This is a genomic window from Pantoea phytostimulans, assembly GCF_046118715.1.
Taxonomy (GTDB): domain Bacteria; phylum Pseudomonadota; class Gammaproteobacteria; order Enterobacterales; family Enterobacteriaceae; genus Pantoea; species Pantoea phytostimulans.
In genome coordinates this window covers 691,996-708,813 of record NZ_CP173698.1, presented here as the reverse complement: position 1 = coordinate 708,813, position 16,818 = coordinate 691,996, and the positions used below count along the sequence as shown (strand labels likewise).

At 50.6% G+C, this 16,818-nt stretch carries 18 protein-coding genes; 2 read left to right on the top strand and 16 right to left on the bottom strand.

Annotation, left to right across the window (positions count from 1 at the left end; genetic code table 11):
• Positions 1-16: 16 nt before the first annotated feature.
• Genes thiK through hinT form a run of 4 tightly spaced genes read right to left on the bottom strand, consistent with a single transcriptional unit; the run spans position 17 to position 2,160 of the window.
• Positions 17-799 (bottom strand): thiamine kinase, encoded by a 783-nt coding sequence (gene thiK / locus ACF2G4_RS03400; protein ID WP_409075939.1) that lies wholly within the window; start codon positions 797-799, stop codon positions 17-19.
• Positions 800-815: 16 nt separating this feature from the next.
• Positions 816-1,409 (bottom strand): penicillin-binding protein activator LpoB, encoded by a 594-nt coding sequence (lpoB, locus tag ACF2G4_RS03395; protein WP_409075511.1) that lies wholly within the window; start codon positions 1,407-1,409, stop codon positions 816-818.
• A gap of 10 nt (positions 1,410-1,419) precedes the next feature.
• Positions 1,420-1,788: a YcfL family protein gene (locus ACF2G4_RS03390; protein ID WP_215847059.1), complete on the bottom strand. Its 369-nt coding sequence runs from the start codon at positions 1,786-1,788 to the stop codon at positions 1,420-1,422.
• Between the two features lie 21 nt (positions 1,789-1,809).
• Positions 1,810-2,160 carry a purine nucleoside phosphoramidase gene (hinT, locus tag ACF2G4_RS03385; RefSeq protein WP_215847060.1) on the bottom strand — a complete coding sequence of 117 codons (351 nt, stop codon included), beginning with the start codon at positions 2,158-2,160 and terminating at the stop codon, positions 1,810-1,812.
• Positions 2,161-2,519: 359 nt separating this feature from the next.
• On the opposite strand from hinT, the gene ACF2G4_RS03380 reads away from it, so the two are divergent.
• Together ACF2G4_RS03380 and ACF2G4_RS03375 are read left to right on the top strand one after the other, a co-directional pair.
• The gene (locus tag ACF2G4_RS03380; RefSeq protein ID WP_243078151.1) at positions 2,520-4,112 is read left to right on the top strand and encodes an MFS transporter; all 1,593 of its coding nucleotides are present in this window, start codon (positions 2,520-2,522) and stop codon (positions 4,110-4,112) included.
• A 9-nt stretch (positions 4,113-4,121) separates the two neighbouring features.
• Entirely contained in the window at positions 4,122-5,261 is a 1,140-nt protein-coding gene (locus tag ACF2G4_RS03375) for a glycoside hydrolase family 105 protein (RefSeq protein ID WP_215847062.1), read from the top strand.
• Between the two features lie 50 nt (positions 5,262-5,311).
• Here the strand turns inward: ACF2G4_RS03375 and ptsG are convergent, their stop codons facing one another.
• The 12 genes from ptsG to plsX form a co-directional block, all read right to left on the bottom strand.
• A complete protein-coding gene (gene ptsG / locus ACF2G4_RS03370; RefSeq protein WP_215847063.1) occupies positions 5,312-6,745 on the bottom strand; it encodes a PTS glucose transporter subunit IIBC in 1,434 nt (477 codons plus the stop codon).
• 286 nt (positions 6,746-7,031) lie between these two features.
• The gene (locus ACF2G4_RS03365) at positions 7,032-7,823 is read right to left on the bottom strand and encodes a metal-dependent hydrolase (protein WP_409075510.1); all 792 of its coding nucleotides are present in this window, start codon (positions 7,821-7,823) and stop codon (positions 7,032-7,034) included.
• An 18-nt stretch (positions 7,824-7,841) separates the two neighbouring features.
• Positions 7,842-8,831: a DNA polymerase III subunit delta' gene (gene holB / locus ACF2G4_RS03360; protein WP_409075509.1), complete on the bottom strand. Its 990-nt coding sequence runs from the start codon at positions 8,829-8,831 to the stop codon at positions 7,842-7,844.
• A complete protein-coding gene (gene tmk, locus ACF2G4_RS03355) occupies positions 8,828-9,463 on the bottom strand; it encodes a dTMP kinase (RefSeq protein ID WP_243078155.1) in 636 nt (211 codons plus the stop codon). Before tmk ends, holB begins: the two co-directional genes overlap by 4 nt.
• Positions 9,453-10,472: an endolytic transglycosylase MltG gene (mltG, locus tag ACF2G4_RS03350; RefSeq protein WP_409075508.1), complete on the bottom strand. Its 1,020-nt coding sequence runs from the start codon at positions 10,470-10,472 to the stop codon at positions 9,453-9,455. The genes tmk and mltG overlap by 11 nt, the downstream gene beginning before the upstream one ends.
• Complete coding sequence (gene pabC / locus ACF2G4_RS03345) at positions 10,469-11,281, bottom strand: aminodeoxychorismate lyase (RefSeq protein ID WP_409075507.1); 813 nt, start codon at positions 11,279-11,281, stop codon at positions 10,469-10,471. Before pabC ends, mltG begins: the two co-directional genes overlap by 4 nt.
• A gap of 123 nt (positions 11,282-11,404) precedes the next feature.
• Entirely contained in the window at positions 11,405-12,646 is a 1,242-nt protein-coding gene (gene fabF, locus ACF2G4_RS03340; RefSeq protein WP_215847067.1) for a beta-ketoacyl-ACP synthase II, read from the bottom strand.
• Positions 12,647-12,730: 84 nt separating this feature from the next.
• Positions 12,731-12,967: an acyl carrier protein gene (acpP, locus tag ACF2G4_RS03335; RefSeq protein WP_215847068.1), complete on the bottom strand. Its 237-nt coding sequence runs from the start codon at positions 12,965-12,967 to the stop codon at positions 12,731-12,733.
• 152 nt (positions 12,968-13,119) lie between these two features.
• Complete coding sequence (fabG, locus tag ACF2G4_RS03330; RefSeq protein ID WP_215847069.1) at positions 13,120-13,854, bottom strand: 3-oxoacyl-ACP reductase FabG; 735 nt, start codon at positions 13,852-13,854, stop codon at positions 13,120-13,122.
• Between the two features lie 10 nt (positions 13,855-13,864).
• On the bottom strand, positions 13,865-14,797 hold the full coding sequence (fabD, locus tag ACF2G4_RS03325) for an ACP S-malonyltransferase (RefSeq protein ID WP_215847070.1): 933 nt from the start codon (positions 14,795-14,797) through the stop codon (positions 13,865-13,867).
• Between the two features lie 16 nt (positions 14,798-14,813).
• The gene (locus tag ACF2G4_RS03320; protein ID WP_215847071.1) at positions 14,814-15,767 is read right to left on the bottom strand and encodes a beta-ketoacyl-ACP synthase III; all 954 of its coding nucleotides are present in this window, start codon (positions 15,765-15,767) and stop codon (positions 14,814-14,816) included.
• Positions 15,768-16,808: a phosphate acyltransferase PlsX gene (gene plsX / locus ACF2G4_RS03315; protein WP_215847072.1), complete on the bottom strand. Its 1,041-nt coding sequence runs from the start codon at positions 16,806-16,808 to the stop codon at positions 15,768-15,770.
• Positions 16,809-16,818: the final 10 nt, after the last annotated feature.

The following is a 16,818-nucleotide window of genomic DNA, read 5'->3' as shown; positions in this document are numbered from 1 at the left end:
AATCAGCGTAAAGCGATTAAATCTGTTCCCAGCTCTCACGAGCCATCTGTTGCAAAGCTTTTTCGCCGCTTTGCTCAGCGCGTAACTGATACCAACTAGCCATGAGTAAACGCAGCCATGGCTGCCAGTGGTTTACCTGCCGTTGTAGCTGCGCACAGGGTAATTGCGCGGCTTGTGCATAGGTTGTTAACCAACGAAGCTGTTGCGTAGGATCGGCAGCGCATACCGCTGCCAGTTCCAGTGCGATATCACCATCAGCTGCATATTCCCAATCAATAAGATGCAGACCTTCATGCGCCACAATGATGTTTCCGGCATGAACATCCATGTGAAGCGGGGCTAATCGCAGCGGCGAAGGTTCGCCAATCCGCGTTAAGCGTTGAAGCGCTTGCAGCCAGGGCAGATTGCGCTGGCGACAAAGCTGCCAGTATTGCCACAACAGTGGCAAGAGTTTGAGGCGATAACCGGTTAACGGCTGCTGATGCAAATGCCGTAACAGCGCAACGATTTGTGGCACATGTAGAGAGAATGCCTCAGGTTTCATCGCTTCGCCCTGCTGCCAGGCTAACAATAGGCCATATCGATCACCTGCCAGCGGTTTGGCCGTTAAACCGCCAGCGTGCAGCCTGTTCAAAAGGCGATATTCACGTTGACGATCGACAAACGGGATGGCAGGCTGCGGCGCAGGGCGTGCTATAAACTTTCCCTGCGCGCATTCAATGACTTGGCTTTGTCCGGTTAACCCCGCTAGCGGGGTCACACGCGCCAGAGCACTCTCACCTAAATGGCGGGCAATCATCCGCTGCATTGCAGAATTAATTCTGAGCGACGCCGTTGCCAGACCAGATAATTTCGCCGGTTTGCACCAACATCAACTGCATCTGTAGCGTTGGCGTTTTCACATCACCCTGCGCGTTGCTGTACAACACATATTGCGCATTAAGGTAACGCGCCAGGCCAATCGCCTTACTGCGCGAATTTAAGCTATCGTCTGCCGGCAATCCCAGCGTCTGTTTCGCTTGGGTAATTTGATCGGAAGAGACCAGCGTATATTTGCCATTGTTATTCAATGCATTTTGAATCGAATCGGTGGCTTTTTCACTTTGCAGTGCGCCATTGGTGCTGTTTTTAATGCGATCCACCAGCAATACGCTGCCGGCTTCAGGGCCTGCGGCATTCAGCATCTGCGCAACCAGTGGCTGCACGCTGGCATCCCAGTTGATGGTTTTAAGCTTTGGCGGCTGCGGGATCGGTTGCGGTTGCGGAATCGGTTCCGGCGCAGGAACAGGCTGAGTCGGCTCAACGGGTTGAGTCGGTTCAACCGGAGCAGGCTGTTGCTGTTTCACCACACAACCTGTAAGAATGAGCGCCATCATTAGCACTCCAGTACGATTTACACTGCGAATCACGTAACAGTCCTCAGAGATAAAGATAGAGACGAACCTTGCTGGCGGTCAGGTTGCCGAGTTGAGAAGTAACAGCAAGGCTACTAAGTGGCGGAACCGTAACGGTTTGAGCCGGTTCTTGCGGCGTGATTTCCAACCCTTTTTCGTCATACCAATAATAACGATAGTGCACAATCACCGGTGTTTCGCGTTGATTATAGAGCACGCTACTGGCACGTTTCTGGCCATCCTCTTCGTCAAGCTTAGGATCATCAGTAATGATGCCTGCCGACAGCACCGCAGACTCCATCACCAGCGATTGCGAGGTGTCAATCATCGGTTTGTCGCTGCTGCAGCCAGCCAGGCTGAGCAAGAACGGCAGGCTGATTAGCCATTGGCGCATAGCACGTTTCCGTTCAAAGGATCAGTTAGAAAGCATTGGGCCAAGCGGTTCGCCACCCAGCAGATGCATATGGATATGATAAACCTCCTGCCCGCCATGTTTATTGCAGTTAACGATTAGGCGGTAACCATTCTCATCAATGCCTTCATCACGCGCAATTTTAGCCGCAGCCGTAAACATGCGACCCAACGCGTGCTCGTGGGCTTCGGTGACATCGTTAGCAGTAGGAATTAATACGTTAGGAACAATAAGAACATGCGTGGGTGCTTTAGGTGAAATATCACGGAACGCCGTGACCAACTCATCCTGATACACCACATCAGCGGGGATTTCGCGACGAATAATTTTACTGAAAATCGTTTCTTCAGCCATGATGCAATTCCTTTAGCCTGAGTCGTAATCAATCAGTATGCGGGACAAATTTGTTTTCTTTCAACCTCAGGACCACTTTTATTGGATTGATTGCCTGCCTTTAAACCATTTCTTCGCTCTACCTTCTCACTTGCAACGCCACCCACGCTTCTGGTGCGTAATCGCCCACAAAAATGAAACACTGTTTTATAAATTAGAATTTAATCGTCCTTTTCTTTGTTATTTTGCCAAGTCCACGTAAGAGGTTGCCAAATCGCGAAGGTTTGCCCGCGCTGACGGCTCTACTTTCTAACCAATCCGAGAAAGAAGTCCGGAACGATGAAGGATGTACAGACTTTTACATACAAGGAGCACCCGTGATGCGCTCACGTAAAATTGGTCTTGGTCACTATCTGGCCTACGGCTCCGGAGATTTTCTCGGAGCGGGCACCACGGCGCTGACCGCCGCCTGGCTGTTATACTTTTACACCACCTTCTGCGGCTTAACGCCTATTGAAGCGACCCTGATCTTTGCCGCAGCACGCGTGCTCGATGCGGTAATCAGCCCATTAATGGGATTCCTGACGGATAACTTTGGCTCAACCTGGCTAGGTAAACGTTTTGGCCGTCGCAAATTCTTTATCATGCTGGGTATTCCGTGTGTCTTTAGCTACAGCCTGATGTGGATTAGTGACATGAACTTCTGGTGGTACCTCTGTACCTACCTGCTGTTCGACATGGTTTACACCATGATTTTGGTACCTTACGAAACGCTGGTGCCAGAAATGACGGATGACTTCAAACAAAAAACCCGTTTTTCAGGTGCTCGTATCGCACTGGCTCAGCTTTCAGCAATTCTTGCCGCCTTCCTGCCGGGCATTTTGTTGGGTGCGCTAGGCAAAGATAATCCTCAATCCTTTTTCTACGCCAGTTTGGTCTTCTCAGTGATTTGCGCAGTGGTGCTAACACTGGTGTGGCTCTTTACCTGGGAACGCGATGCGAGTGATTTTTCTGAAGAATCACGACGTGCAGAAGAAGAGAAGCAAAGCCTGACGTTGATGCAGAGTCTGAAGCGCTTATATGTTGAACTGGCTTCAACGCTGCGCATTCGTATTTTCCGTCAGCATCTTGGTATGTATCTTGGCGGTTACATCGCGCAGGACGTGTTTAATGCCGTCTTTACCTGGTATGTAGTGTTTGTGCTGATGCAAAGTGCGCAAATTGCCTCCAATTTAATGGGTACTATGGCAGTTCTGCAGTTTATTGCGGTAATGGGGATGATTCCGCTCTGTATCCGTATGGGACCGGCACCCGCTTACCGATTGGTGGTAGTGCTGTTTGGTCTTGCAGCGCTTTCATACGCAGGCCTGTGGTACGCCGGCATGAACGATAACTTCTCGTTACTGCTACTGATTTCAGCCGTAGCCGGTTTGGGCCGTGGCGGTATCAATTACGTTCCCTGGAATACTTATACCTATATCGCCGATGTTGATGAGGTGATCACCGGTCAGCGTCGTGAAGGTATCTTCGCCGGTATTATGACATTAACGCGTAAGGCCTCTCAGGCCGGTGCGGTGATGTTTGTCGGTATCGTTCTGCAATTGTCTGGCTTTGTATCGGGACAAGCAACCCAGGTGCCTGGCGTCAGCCATACCATTTTAGCGATTCTCAGTATTGGTACGGTCTGTGTATTGGCCTGCGGCTTCCTCGTCTCTTTGCGTTTCAAGCTCAACCTGCAGACACATACTGTGCTGCGTGAAGAAACGCTAAAAATGCGCGAAGCGAATCGCGTAGTACCTGAAGGCATCACGCCTGAAGCACGCCAGATTGTCGAAACACTGGCTGGCATGCCTTACGAAAATTTATGGGGCAATAACAACATTGGTTTTCTCAATCGAGATAAGCCCGCTGCCCCGCCGCTGCCCAATCAGCGTGCTGTACTTTCCCCCTTGACCTCGACGTTAAAAAGATAGGAATGAACCATGACTGTATTTCCTGTGAAACAAAGCGCCCTGTTGCGTCAACCTGAACATTTGCTGCCACGCAGCGAACTGGTGCAGCTGATCCAAAAATTGACGCAAAATTTAGTCAACATCACCGATGAAACGGGCGAATTTTTATTGCGCCTTGATGATGGTCGCGTGATTGATACCAAAGGCTGGGCGGGTTGGGAGTGGACACATGGCATCGGCCTGTACGGCATGCTGCACTATTATCAGCAGACGGGCGATCAACAGACGCTGAAGGTAATCGATGACTGGTTCGCCGAAAGACTGGCTGAAGGCACGCCAACAAAAAACGTGAATACTGTTTGCCCGTTCCTGACGCTCGCCTACCGCTACGAGGAAACTGGCAATGCAGCCTGGCGGCCTGTACTGGAGCGTTGGGCTGAATGGGTAATGTATGAAATGCCGCGCACTGAGCAAGGTGGCCTGCAACATATCGTTTATAACAACGAGAATCATCAACAGTTGTGGGACGACACGTTGATGATGAGCGTGATGGCTCTGGCAAAAATCGGTCAACTGCTTAATCGTGAAGAGTGGGTTGAAGAAGCCAGCTATCAGTTTTTGCTGCATACCCAATACCTGATGGATCGTCAAACTGGACTCTGGTTTCACGGCTGGAGCTTTGATGGCCGCCATAATTTTGCTAATGCGCGCTGGGCGCGTGGAAATAGCTGGTTAACCATTGTCATTCCTGACTTTTTGGAGATGATGAACTGGCCGGAACACCATGCTACACGTCGGTTTTTACAGCAGGTGTTGGAAAGTCAGGTAAAAGCATTACGAACCTGCCAACACAGCAGCGGCTTGTGGCCAACCTTACTTGATGATCCTGAGAGCTATCCAGAAGCCTCGGCTACGGCTGGATTCGCCTATGGCATTCTCAAAGCGGTGCGTAAACGTTACTTACCGGCTGAGTATGGCGAAATGGCGGAAAAAGCGTTGCGTGGCGTGATCGCCAATATCGATGATGCAGGTGAATTGAAACAGGTCTCATTTGGTACGGCGATGGGGAAAGACCTGGATTACTATCGCAACGTACCGCTGACTTCAATGCCTTATGGTCAGGCGATGGCGCTGCTTTGTCTGACTGAATATCTGCGCGTTTACCTGTAAACAGCAGGCATAAAAAAAGCCCCAATCGGGGCTTTTTGCTTTTCCAGCTTTTATAAGCTGCGGATGTAATCATCCATATCCGTTTTCAGGTTATCGGATTTAGTCCCGAAAATGGCCTGAACGCCTGAGCCTGCAATCACTACGCCACGGGCGCCAAGGTTTTTCAGCTCAGTTTGGTCAACTTTCGTGACATCCGCCACGCTGACACGTAAACGCGTGATACAGGCATCAAGGTTAGTGATGTTCTCTTTACCACCAAACGCTGTCACCAATTTACCCGCCATTTCAGTGCCGGTTGCCGAAGACTGCTCACTGATCGTTTCTTCGCGGCCTGGCGTTTTAAGGTTCAGTTTAGCGATCAACACGCGGAACACGGTGTAGTAAATCAGACCGTAAATAATACCGATAATAGGGAACAGCCAGATTTTGCTGCTGTTGCCGCTCAGTACCACAAAGTCGATTAAACCGTGTGAGAAGCTGGTGCCGTCACGCATGCCGAGCAAAATACAGATTGGGAATGCCAGACCCGCCAGGATAGCGTGGATAACATACAGAATCGGCGCCACGAACATGAACGAGAACTCGATCGGTTCGGTGATACCTGTCAGGAACGAGGTCAGCGCAGCGGAGATCATGATGCCGCCCACTTTAGCGCGGTTTTCCGGCTTGGCTGAATGCCAAATCGCAATCGCTGCCGCAGGTAAGCCATACATTTTGAACAGGAAGCCGCCAGAAAGTTTACCTGCAGTTGGGTCACCTGCCATATAGCGAGGAATGTCGCCATGGAAGACCTGACCGGCTGCGTTGGTGAATTCACCAATTTGCATCTGGAAAGGAACGTTCCAGATATGGTGCAAACCAAACGGCACCAATGCGCGCTCAACGACGCCATAGATACCAAAAGCCACAACTGGGTTTTGATAAGCCGCCCATTGCGAGAAGGTTTGAATCGCTGTACCGACAGGAGGCCAGATAAAGGAGAGTACGATACCCAAGGCGATAGCCGTTAAGCCGGAGATAATCGGTACAAAACGTTTACCGGCAAAGAAGCCAAGATATTCAGGCAGTTTGATGCGATAAAAGCGGTTGAACATGTAGGCGGCAATGGAACCCGCGATAATCCCGCCTAATACCCCAGTATCCGCGAGATGCTTGGCCTCAATCTCTGCCGCAGGCAGATGAAGCACCAATGGCGCCACCACCGCCATGGTTTTCACCATGATGCCATAAGCCACCACTGACGCTAGCGCAGAAACGCCGTCATTGTTGGTAAAGCCAAGTGCAACGCCAATCGCAAAAATCAGTGGCATGTTGGCGAATACCGATCCGCCCGCTTCTGCCATGACATGCGAAACCACGGCAGGTAACCAGCTAAAATTAGCCGAACCAACCCCTAATAAAATACCGGCAATCGGCAGAACAGATACCGGTAGCATGAGCGATTTACCGACCTTTTGAAGGTTGGCAAAAGCATTTTTAAACATAGCCTGAAGCTCCTGAGTATGAGTGCGTTTTCGCGCAGTGCGCGTGGCAAAGAGGGAGGATTCTTTACCGGTTGGCGTTATACGCCTTTGATTTATTACGAAGGGTAAAATAAATCACTAACGGGTACTTTGACGGCTATCACGTTTCCAGAAACAGACCGCTCTGCTTTAAGGAATTTCTTACTGACTCGCGCGGATTATAGGCGATAAAAAGCTGGCCATGTCACAATTTTCAAGGCCAGCCTGGCGTGATACAGATTAATTACAGCGTATAAAATAAAAAGGACTAATCGACCAGACGACTCATCGGAATATGAAACAGGTCAGAGAAGTTTTTGGTCGTCGCGGCTGCCAGGGTTTCAATATTGACCCCTTTAAGCACGGCAAGGTAATCAGCGACATCGCGGGTGTAAGCGGGCTGATTCTCTTTGCCACGGAATGGCACCGGCGCGAGATAGGGAGAATCTGTCTCAACCAGCATACGATCCAAAGGGACATAGCGCGCGGCTTCGCGAAGTTGTTCAGCATTACGGAATGTCACGATGCCCGAGAAGGAAATATAAAAACCCATGTCGAGCAGTTTGGCCGCTGTAGCCTGATCCTCAGTAAAGCAGTGCAGAACACCACCGCAGCGCTCAACCTGCTCTTCACGCAAAATCGCCAACGTATCTTCACGCGCATCGCGGGTATGCACGATAATCGGTTTGTTCAGTGCAATACCGGTACGAATATGTTCGCGAAACGAAAGCTGCTGCTGCGCTTTGGTTTCTTGCTGATAATAGTAATCCAGCCCTGTTTCGCCCAATGCGACGACGCGCGGATCAGCAGCCAGACGGCGAAACTCTTCAACATCGTAAGCATCTTCCTGATTGAGTGGGTGAACACCACAGGAAAGCGCAATATTTTCACGATCGCCGACCAGCGCTTTAAGCGTGTGGAAGCCAGGCAGTGTGGTAGCGATGGCTAGCATGAACTTGACGTCACGCGCTGCGGCTTTAGCGATCACATCATCCAGATCGCGATGGTTTTTTTCATAATCCAGGCCATCAAGATGGCAATGGGAATCAACAATAAACATACATTTTCTCGTTTGGTTTTAGCCGACCAGAGCAGGCTTAATTTTATCAGCCCAGCTTAATAAACAATCGGTTAACAGTAATTCGCGGTTAACGGCAGCCACATGCAAAAGCTGTTCACGACATTGCATCCAGTCGCGGGCGCTGGTGTTAAGAGCACTGGCAGAAAAGTGCTGCGCCAATAGCGCGACCACATCCTGACGATCAACATTGCTTAACCACTGGGTTGCGCCTTGCTGCCACTTCATGGCGTCTAACAGTAACGACAACAACCATCCAATACGCACAGCTGCATCATCCCCGTTGAGTACGGATAGCAGTTGCAATGTATCTTGCTGGAGCGCGCCAGCTAATCCATCACAGAGTTTTTGACGCGCCTGTAAACGGCTCGGCTCCAGTAACGTCATCGCAGCTGCAGGCGCGCCCGCACTTAAACGCAACGCCGATAACAGTAATTCATCGTTTTGCGGCGACTGTTTTTTCAGCCATTGCAGACTTTGCGCTTCATCAGGAGGCGATAAATGCAACGTCATGCAGCGACTGCGTAGCGTTGCTAATAAGCGAGAAGGTTCACGACTCGTTAGGAAAAACCAGCTGTTCGCGGGCGGTTCTTCCAGGGTTTTGAGTAAGGCATTCGCTGCTGCTTCACTTAATTGCGCGGCATCAGGTAACCAGACGACTTTAGCGCCGCCCTGCTGACCAAAATGGTACATTTTTTCGGTTACCTGCCGAACCGCATCAATGCCCAGCGTGCTTTTGCCTTTTTCCGCTTCCAGCCGATACCAGTCAGGATGCGTATTGGCTTGCATTAGCTGACAGCCGTGACAATGACCACAACTTTTAAGCCCTTCTCGCTGTTGGCACATCAACCAGCGACTCATTCCCCACACCAGGGCGTCATCACCCATGCCATCAATCGCCTGAATTAACAGCGCATGATGTCCGCGGCCCCCCTGATGTTGACTGATGACCTGACGATAAGGCTGATTCAGCCAGGGATACCAACTCATGCGGATTGCCCTGCTAACCAGGAAGACAACGTCGCTTTAAGTGACGCGGTCACTTCTTTAAGGGGTTGAGTCGCATCTACGCTTAAGATTGTGGGATCGTTTTCAGCCAGCATGAGGTAGCGCTCACGGGTACGTTCAAAGAATCGCAGCGATTCTTGTTCAATGCGATCCAGCTCGCCTCGCGCACGCGCACGCTGTAAACCAATCTCGGGCGTGACATCCAGATACAATGTCAGATCGGGACGAAAATCACCCAGCACCGCGTCGCGTAAGGTATGCATTAGCTCAACGTCAAGACCACGTCCACCGCCCTGATAAGCTTGGGAAGAGAGATCGTGCCGATCGCCAATAACCCAGGCACCACGCGCTAAGGCTGGTTTGATAACCGTTTCAACCAGCTGAACGCGGGCTGCGTACAGCATGAGCAATTCTGCTTTATCTGTAACCTGTTCGCCTTCAATGCCTTGCTTAACTAATACGCGCAACTGCTCAGCTAAAGGTGTTCCGCCTGGCTCTCGTGTAAAAACAATATCCTGGATACCTTTCTCACGCAGCGTCTCAACAATCGCATTACGAGCGGTGGTTTTACCGGCGCCTTCAAGACCTTCAATGACGATAAACTTACTTTTCATTTTTTTCCTTCAACGCGAGCCGATAAGCCTGAACGGCACGATTATGGCTAGCGAGATTGGTGGTAAAGGTGTGCCCGCCTTTGCCATCAGCAACAAAATAGAGGTAATTGGTTTTTTCTGGATGTGCCGCTGCGTCTAATGACGCTTTGCTTGGCATCGCAATCGGCCCTGGCGGCAAACCGTTAATGGTATAGGTATTGTAATCGGTTGGTGCATCGAGATCTTTACGGGTCAGAGTGCCGGTATAGTTATCACCCATCCCATAAATCACCGTAGGATCGGTCTGCAGACGCATGCCAGTCCGTAAGCGGTTGATAAACACTGAAGCGACTCGGGCGCGCTCTTCGCTCACGCCCGTTTCTTTTTCAATGATCGAAGCCATGGTGACCAGCTGTTGCTGGTTTTTATAAGGCAGATTGTCCGCACGCCCTTTCCACACTTCATCCGTCGTTTTACTCATTCGCGTATGTGCCCGCTCAAGTATCGCCATATCGCTTGTGTTTGCAGTATAGAGATAGGTATCCGGGTAAAAACCACCTTCCAGCTGACTTTGTTCAACCTTGAGCTTGTCGGCTAATGTCGCGAACTGATCGTCTTGTAAAGTGTGTTTGATATAGGGCGCCGTGCGTAACGCACTCAACCATTCCTTGAGCCGCTGCCCTTCAACAAACCGTAGAGGAAATTGCGCCTCTTTACCGCTTGCTAATAGCTGCAGCAAGCTGCGCACAGTCATGCCTTGCTCTAGCCGGTAAGTTCCCGCTTTAAAGGTTGCTAATTCGGGTTCCAGCTTAAGCAACGCACCAAACCAGATGCTGTGTGGAATAATATGCTGGCTTTCAAGCTGCGCTTCTAATGCTACTCGTCCGGTGCCTGCCGGCAGCGTGTAGATGGTTTCCTGATGCAACGTTAAAGGGGTCGACGCAAATTGTTTAACCTGCCAGTAACTAAAGGCAGCCGCGAGACCCAAAATCATCACTGTTGCGGTAAGAATTTTTTTACTTCGGCTCATGTTTCTTCCATTTTTTTACAGCTTTTCTGCAACTGGTTAAACAGCGTGCGTTGGTTAAAGTTCACCGCATCTATCTGTCTGACCGGTAAAACCGGCATTAACGCGTTACAAATAATCACTTCATCTGCCGCTAAAATCTCTGCAGGCTTGCTTTGAACTATCTGACACGTTTGGCCTGCTGCACTCAGTTGCGATAGCAGGTAGCGGCGCATAATTCCGTTAACGCCAGACGTTTCCAGCGTCGGGGTAAAGATAGCGTCACCTTTTCGCCAAAATAAATTGGCCGCGCAACATTCCACTACCCAGCCCTGAGTATCAAGCACCAAGGCTTCATCCGCATCTGTCTGGTCAAGATGAGCGCGAATCATCACCTGCTCAAGACGATTAAGATGCTTTAGCCCGGCAAATTGTGTGCTGCGCGCTAAGTTAATAGGGCTAATAGCAAGCTTTACACCTTGCTGCTGCAGTTGAATATAGTGCTGTGGCCACGGCGACAAGGCTATTATTCGCGTAGGCTTACCGCAACCGATGCGGCTATAGCCCCGCCCGCCAACGCCCGCGCTAATGATCACTTTTAATACCGCCTGCTGCTGACGTTGAGCAGCATTGCGCATCTCATTTTCGAGCTGTTGCCAATCCACATCGTAAAGCCACAGCTGTTCGCAACTCTCTTTTAACCGTTGTAAATGCCGTTCTAATAGCAGGATTTGCCCGTTTTTTATAGCAGCGGTGGTAAAACACCCATCGCCGAAATGTGCCGCACGATCACTGGCAGGAAGCTGATTTTGCTCGATACCGTTAATCCACATCCATCATCCTCCGGTTGCCTGTTTGTTCTATCTTAACGATTCAGAAAGATGTGATCAGTACCAGAGCGTGACTAAATATAAAAAAAGGCCCGCATTGCGGGCCTTTTTAGCAGAGCAGGTAGATCAAACTTTACGGAAAATCAGCGAACCGTTGGTACCGCCAAAACCGAAGGAGTTGCATAAGGTGTATTCCAGACCATTTACCTGACGTGCCGTATGTGGGATGAAATCGAGATCACAGCCTTCATCCGGGTTATCGAGGTTAATCGTTGGTGGAACTACCTGGTCACGCAGTGCGAGAATCGAATAAATTGACTCTACGGCACCTGCAGCACCCAGTAAGTGACCTGTCATTGATTTAGTTGAGCTCACCATGACGGTTTTCGCTGCTTCACCAAATACAGATTTCACTGCCTGCGCTTCCGCTTTATCACCCGCTGGCGTAGAGGTGCCGTGTGCGTTGACATAGCCGATTAGCTCTGGTGAGAGTTGTGCATCACGCAGTGCATTTACCATAGCGGCAGCAGCACCAGCGCCATCTTCTGGCGGAGAGGTCATATGATAGGCATCGCTGCTCATACCAAAGCCGACGACTTCCGCATAGATTTTAGCGCCACGCTTCTTAGCATGCTCATACTCTTCAAGAACGACCATGCCAGCACCGTCGCCAAGTACAAAACCGTCACGATCTTTATCCCACGGGCGGCTTGCCGCTTGCGGGTTTTCGTTACGAGTAGAGAGCGCACGCGCCGCACCGAATCCACCAACACCAAGCGGTGTACTGGCTTTTTCAGCACCGCCGGCCACCATAACGTCAGCATCGTTATACGCAATGATACGCGCAGCATGACCGATGTTATGTACGCCAGACGTACATGCCGTTGCGATAGAGATGCTAGGGCCTTTAAGGCCGTACATGATGGTTAAATGTCCCGCCACCATGTTTACAATGGTTGAAGGTACAAAGAACGGACTAATTTTACGCGGGCCGCCGTTTACGAGTGAAGTGTGGTTATCTTCGATCAACCCCAATCCACCAATTCCGGAACCAATTGCCGCACCTATACGACCAGCATTTTCATCGGTTACAACTAAACCGCTGTCCTGCATAGCCTGAATGCCAGCAACGATACCATATTGGATGAAGTCATCCATCTTGCGCTGATCTTTGCGCGAGATGTAGTCATCACAATTAAAATCTCTCACTAAGCCCGCAAAGCGTGTTGCGTAGGCACTAGTATCAAAATGGTCGATCAGGCTGATGCCGCTCTGACCGGCAAGGAGAGCACTCCAGGTAGACTCTACGGTATTGCCGACAGGAGACAACATGCCAAGACCAGTCACAACTACACGACGCTTAGACACGTTCGTCCTCCAGGGAGGGGAAAAAAGAACTATGTGGGACAAACATAAAACTCAGGCGGTCGAGTGACCGCCTGACGGTATTCATTAGGCTTTGTGGCTATTGATATAGTCGATCGCTGCCTGAACGGTGGTGATTTTCTCAGCTTCTTCGTCTGGAATTTCAGTATCAAACTCTTCTTCCAGAGCCATAACCAGCTCAACGGTATCAAGAGAATCGGCACCCAGGTCTTCTACGAAAGATGCAGAGTTGGTTACTTCTTCCTCTTTCACACCCAGCTGCTCACCAATGATTTTCTTAACGCGTTGTTCGATATCGCTCATACTATTTAATTTCCTATCAAAACTCGCTTTCGCGATGGTTTTCGTAGTGTATAAAATGTTGAAAAAGATGCAACAAAATCCCGGCTGGTCTAACCACGATTTACGTTATTTTGCGGTTTTTCCCGCAAATAATGCAAATGGTTTCGTGATTATCAGACCATGTACATGCCGCCATTGACGTGCAGCGTCTCACCCGTGATGTAGGCTGCTTCGTCAGAGGCTAAGAATGCAACAGCATTGGCGATTTCTTGCGCGTCGCCTAAGCGACCTGCAGGTACTTCCGCCAAAATACCAGAACGTTGATCTTCGTTCAGTGCCCGCGTCATGTCCGTTTCAATAAAGCCCGGTGCCACGACGTTGACCGTAATGCCACGTGACGCGATTTCACGCGCCAGTGATTTGCTAAAGCCAATTAAACCCGCTTTTGCTGCAGCGTAGTTTGCTTGGCCCGCGTTACCCATGGTCCCAACAACGGAACCAATGGTGATTATACGGCCCACGCGTTTTTTCATCATGGCACGCAAAACCGCCTTGGAAAGACGGAAGACGGAAGAGAGGTTGGTATCTAAGATATCCTGCCACTCATCGTCTTTCATGCGCATCAGCAGATTATCACGCGTAATGCCTGCATTATTGACTAAAATGTCCACTTCGCCAAATTCAGCGCGAATTTTCTCTAAAACGCTTTCGATCGATGCGGCGTCTGTCACGTTCAGCAGCAGACCTTTACCGTTATCACCAAGGTAAGCACTGATTGCATCGGCACCGCTTTGGCTGGTTGCGGTTCCAACCACTTTAGCACCACGTGCCGCCAGGGTTTCCGCAATCGCACGGCCAATGCCGCGACTCGCGCCGGTTACCAGCGCAACTTTACCTTCAAAACTCATGTTATTCCTCTTATTCCTGTCCTAGCGCACTTTTTAACGAGGCAGTATCGTTAACGGCTGCAGCAGTCAGGCTATCGACAATACGTTTGGTCAAACCGGTCAGGACTTTACCTGGACCCATTTCCATTAACTGTGTTACGCCTTGAGATGCCATCGCCTCGACACTTTCTGTCCAGCGTACCGGACTATAAAGCTGACGAACTAATGCATGACGAATCGCATCTGCATCCGATTCAGCTTTAACATCTACGTTGTTAATAACCGGAACAGACGGTGCATTAAAGGTAATGTCTTGCAGCGCAATGGCTAATTTATCAGCAGCGGGCTTCATCAACGCACAGTGCGAAGGGACGCTAACCGGTAAAGGCAGCGCACGCTTAGCGCCTGCAGCTTTGCATGCTGCACCAGCACGTTCAACGGCTTCTTTATTGCCGGCAATAACAACCTGACCTGGCGAATTGAAATTTACTGGCGAAACAACTTGTCCCTGCGCGCTTTCTTCACACGCCTGGCGGATTGCCGCATCATCCAGACCAATAATCGCCTGCATTGCTCCCGTGCCTTCCGGCACAGCTTCTTGCATCAGCTTGCCACGCAACTCAACTAATTTAATGGCATCGGCAAAATTCAGTACGCCAGCACAAACCAGCGCAGAGTATTCACCTAAGCTATGCCCTGCCATCAAAACCGGTTGCTCACCGCCCTGCTGCTGCCATACACGATAGATAGCGACCGATGCCGCCAACAGCGCTGGCTGTGTTTGCCAGGTTTTATTCAGTTCTTCGACCGGACCTTGGCTAACGAGCTGCCATAAGTCGTAGCCCAGCGTGTCAGACGCTTCGCGGAAAGTCTCTTCCACCAGCGGATAGGCTGCGGCCAAATCAGCCAGCATACCCACAGATTGTGAGCCCTGACCTGGGAAAACAAAAGCAAATTGCGTCATTTTCAGTTCCTGTCAATCAAAAGCGAACCAGCGCAGAGCCCCAGGTGAAACCGCCACCAAAGGCCTCCAGCAGAATGAGTTGTCCGGGTTTGATACGGCCATCGCGTACCGCTTCATCAAGTGCGCTTGGCACCGACGCCGCAGAGGTGTTGCCGTGGCGATCCAGTGTTACGACCACTTTATCCATGGTCATACCTAATTTTTTCGCCGTTGCGCTAATAATGCGTAGGTTTGCCTGATGGGGCACCAGCCAGTCGAGCATCTCACGATCGAGATTATTGGCCTGTAACGTTTCATCAACGATATGCGCCAGCTCAGTAACCGCAACTTTAAAGACTTCATTACCTGCCATCGTAAGATAGGCGGGTTGATCCTGCTTCGCACGATCCTGATAGGGTAAGGTCAGCAACTGGGCATAGCGACCATCAGCGTGCAGATGGGTTGAAATAATGCCCTGCTCTTCGCTCGGTCCGAGAACGACCGCGCCAGCGCCATCACCAAACAGAATAATAGTGCCGCGATCATTGGGATCCAAAGTACGTGCAAGCACATCAGCACCAATCACCAACGCATGCTTAACTGCACCGTTTTTGATGTACTGATCGGCAACACTCAACGCATATGTGAAACCTGCACATGCTGCAGCAAGGTCAAAAGCTGCGCAGTCTTTAATGTCCAGCATTTGCTGAATCATACAGGCTGAGCTTGGGAAAGCATGGCTGGACGATGTTGTGGCGACGATAATCAGTCCAACATCATTGGCTTCAACACCCGCCATTTCAAGCGCGCGTTGGGCTGCTTGTGAACCCATGCTTGCAACAGTCTCATCTGGCGCTGCAATGCGTCGCTCACGGATGCCGGTACGGGTAACAATCCACTCGTCCGAAGTCTCAACCATTTTTTCCAGATCGGCATTTGTGCGAACCTGGCTGGGCAAATAACTGCCCGTACCGATAATTTTGGTAAACATCTAGGCTTTGTCACTCCTGGCTAATACAGCGTCTAGGCGCGCAGCAATTCGTTCTGAAACTTGCCGCCGCACCGCCTGCTCTGCCTGTTCTATCGCCACGGCGAACGCACACTGATTGGCTGCGCCATGGCTTTTGATCACTGTCCCGCGCAATCCTAACAGACAAGCGCCATTGTACTGGTCGGGGTTGAGATGTCCGAAGCGCTTAGCCAGACGTTTTTGGATCCAACGTCCCAGCAACTTCAACCACCATGACCGCTTTTTGCCTTCGCCTGATGATTTGAGCAGCGAAAGAAACATTCTTACCACGCCTTCCATAGTCTTCAACGTGACGTTTCCGACGAAACCATCACACACCAGCACATCCGTTTTGCCCGTGAGGAGTTCGTTAGCTTCAAGGTAACCAATATAGTTTATTTGCGGGGTTTCTCTTAGGGTTTCCGCTGCTTCGCGGATACTTTCAAGCCCTTTGGTCTCTTCCTGACCAATATTGAGAAGCGCTACGCGGGGTTTATTGATGCCAAGCACCTCTTCCGCCATTACCGCGCCCATCACCGCAAATTGCACCAACATTGCACTGTCCGAATTAACGTTGGCACCTAAATCTAACACCACTGTTTTGCCCTGCTGCTGATGAGGTAAAACAGACATCAGCGCCGGACGTTCAATGCCCTTCAGCGGCTTCAACAGCATTTTTGCCAGACCCATCAATGCGCCGGTATTACCCGCACTGACGCAGGCTTGCGCACGCCCCTCTTTTACCAATTCTAACGCCACGCGCATTGAGCTGCCGCGACTGTTTCGGATGGCTTGAGCGGGCCGCGCATCACTTGCAATAACCGATTCGGCAGGAATGACCTGCAAACGCCCCAGTAAGGAGGAATCCGTTTTGGCAAGCAATGGCATGAGGGTGTCGGGATTGCCGACCAGAAGAAGGTATAATTGCGTATGAGAGGCCAGTGCCTGCAATGCTGCAGGCACTGTCACGCAAGGACCGAAGTCCCCGCCCATGGCATCAATCGCCAGGGTCAAACGTGTCAAGGTATCGCCT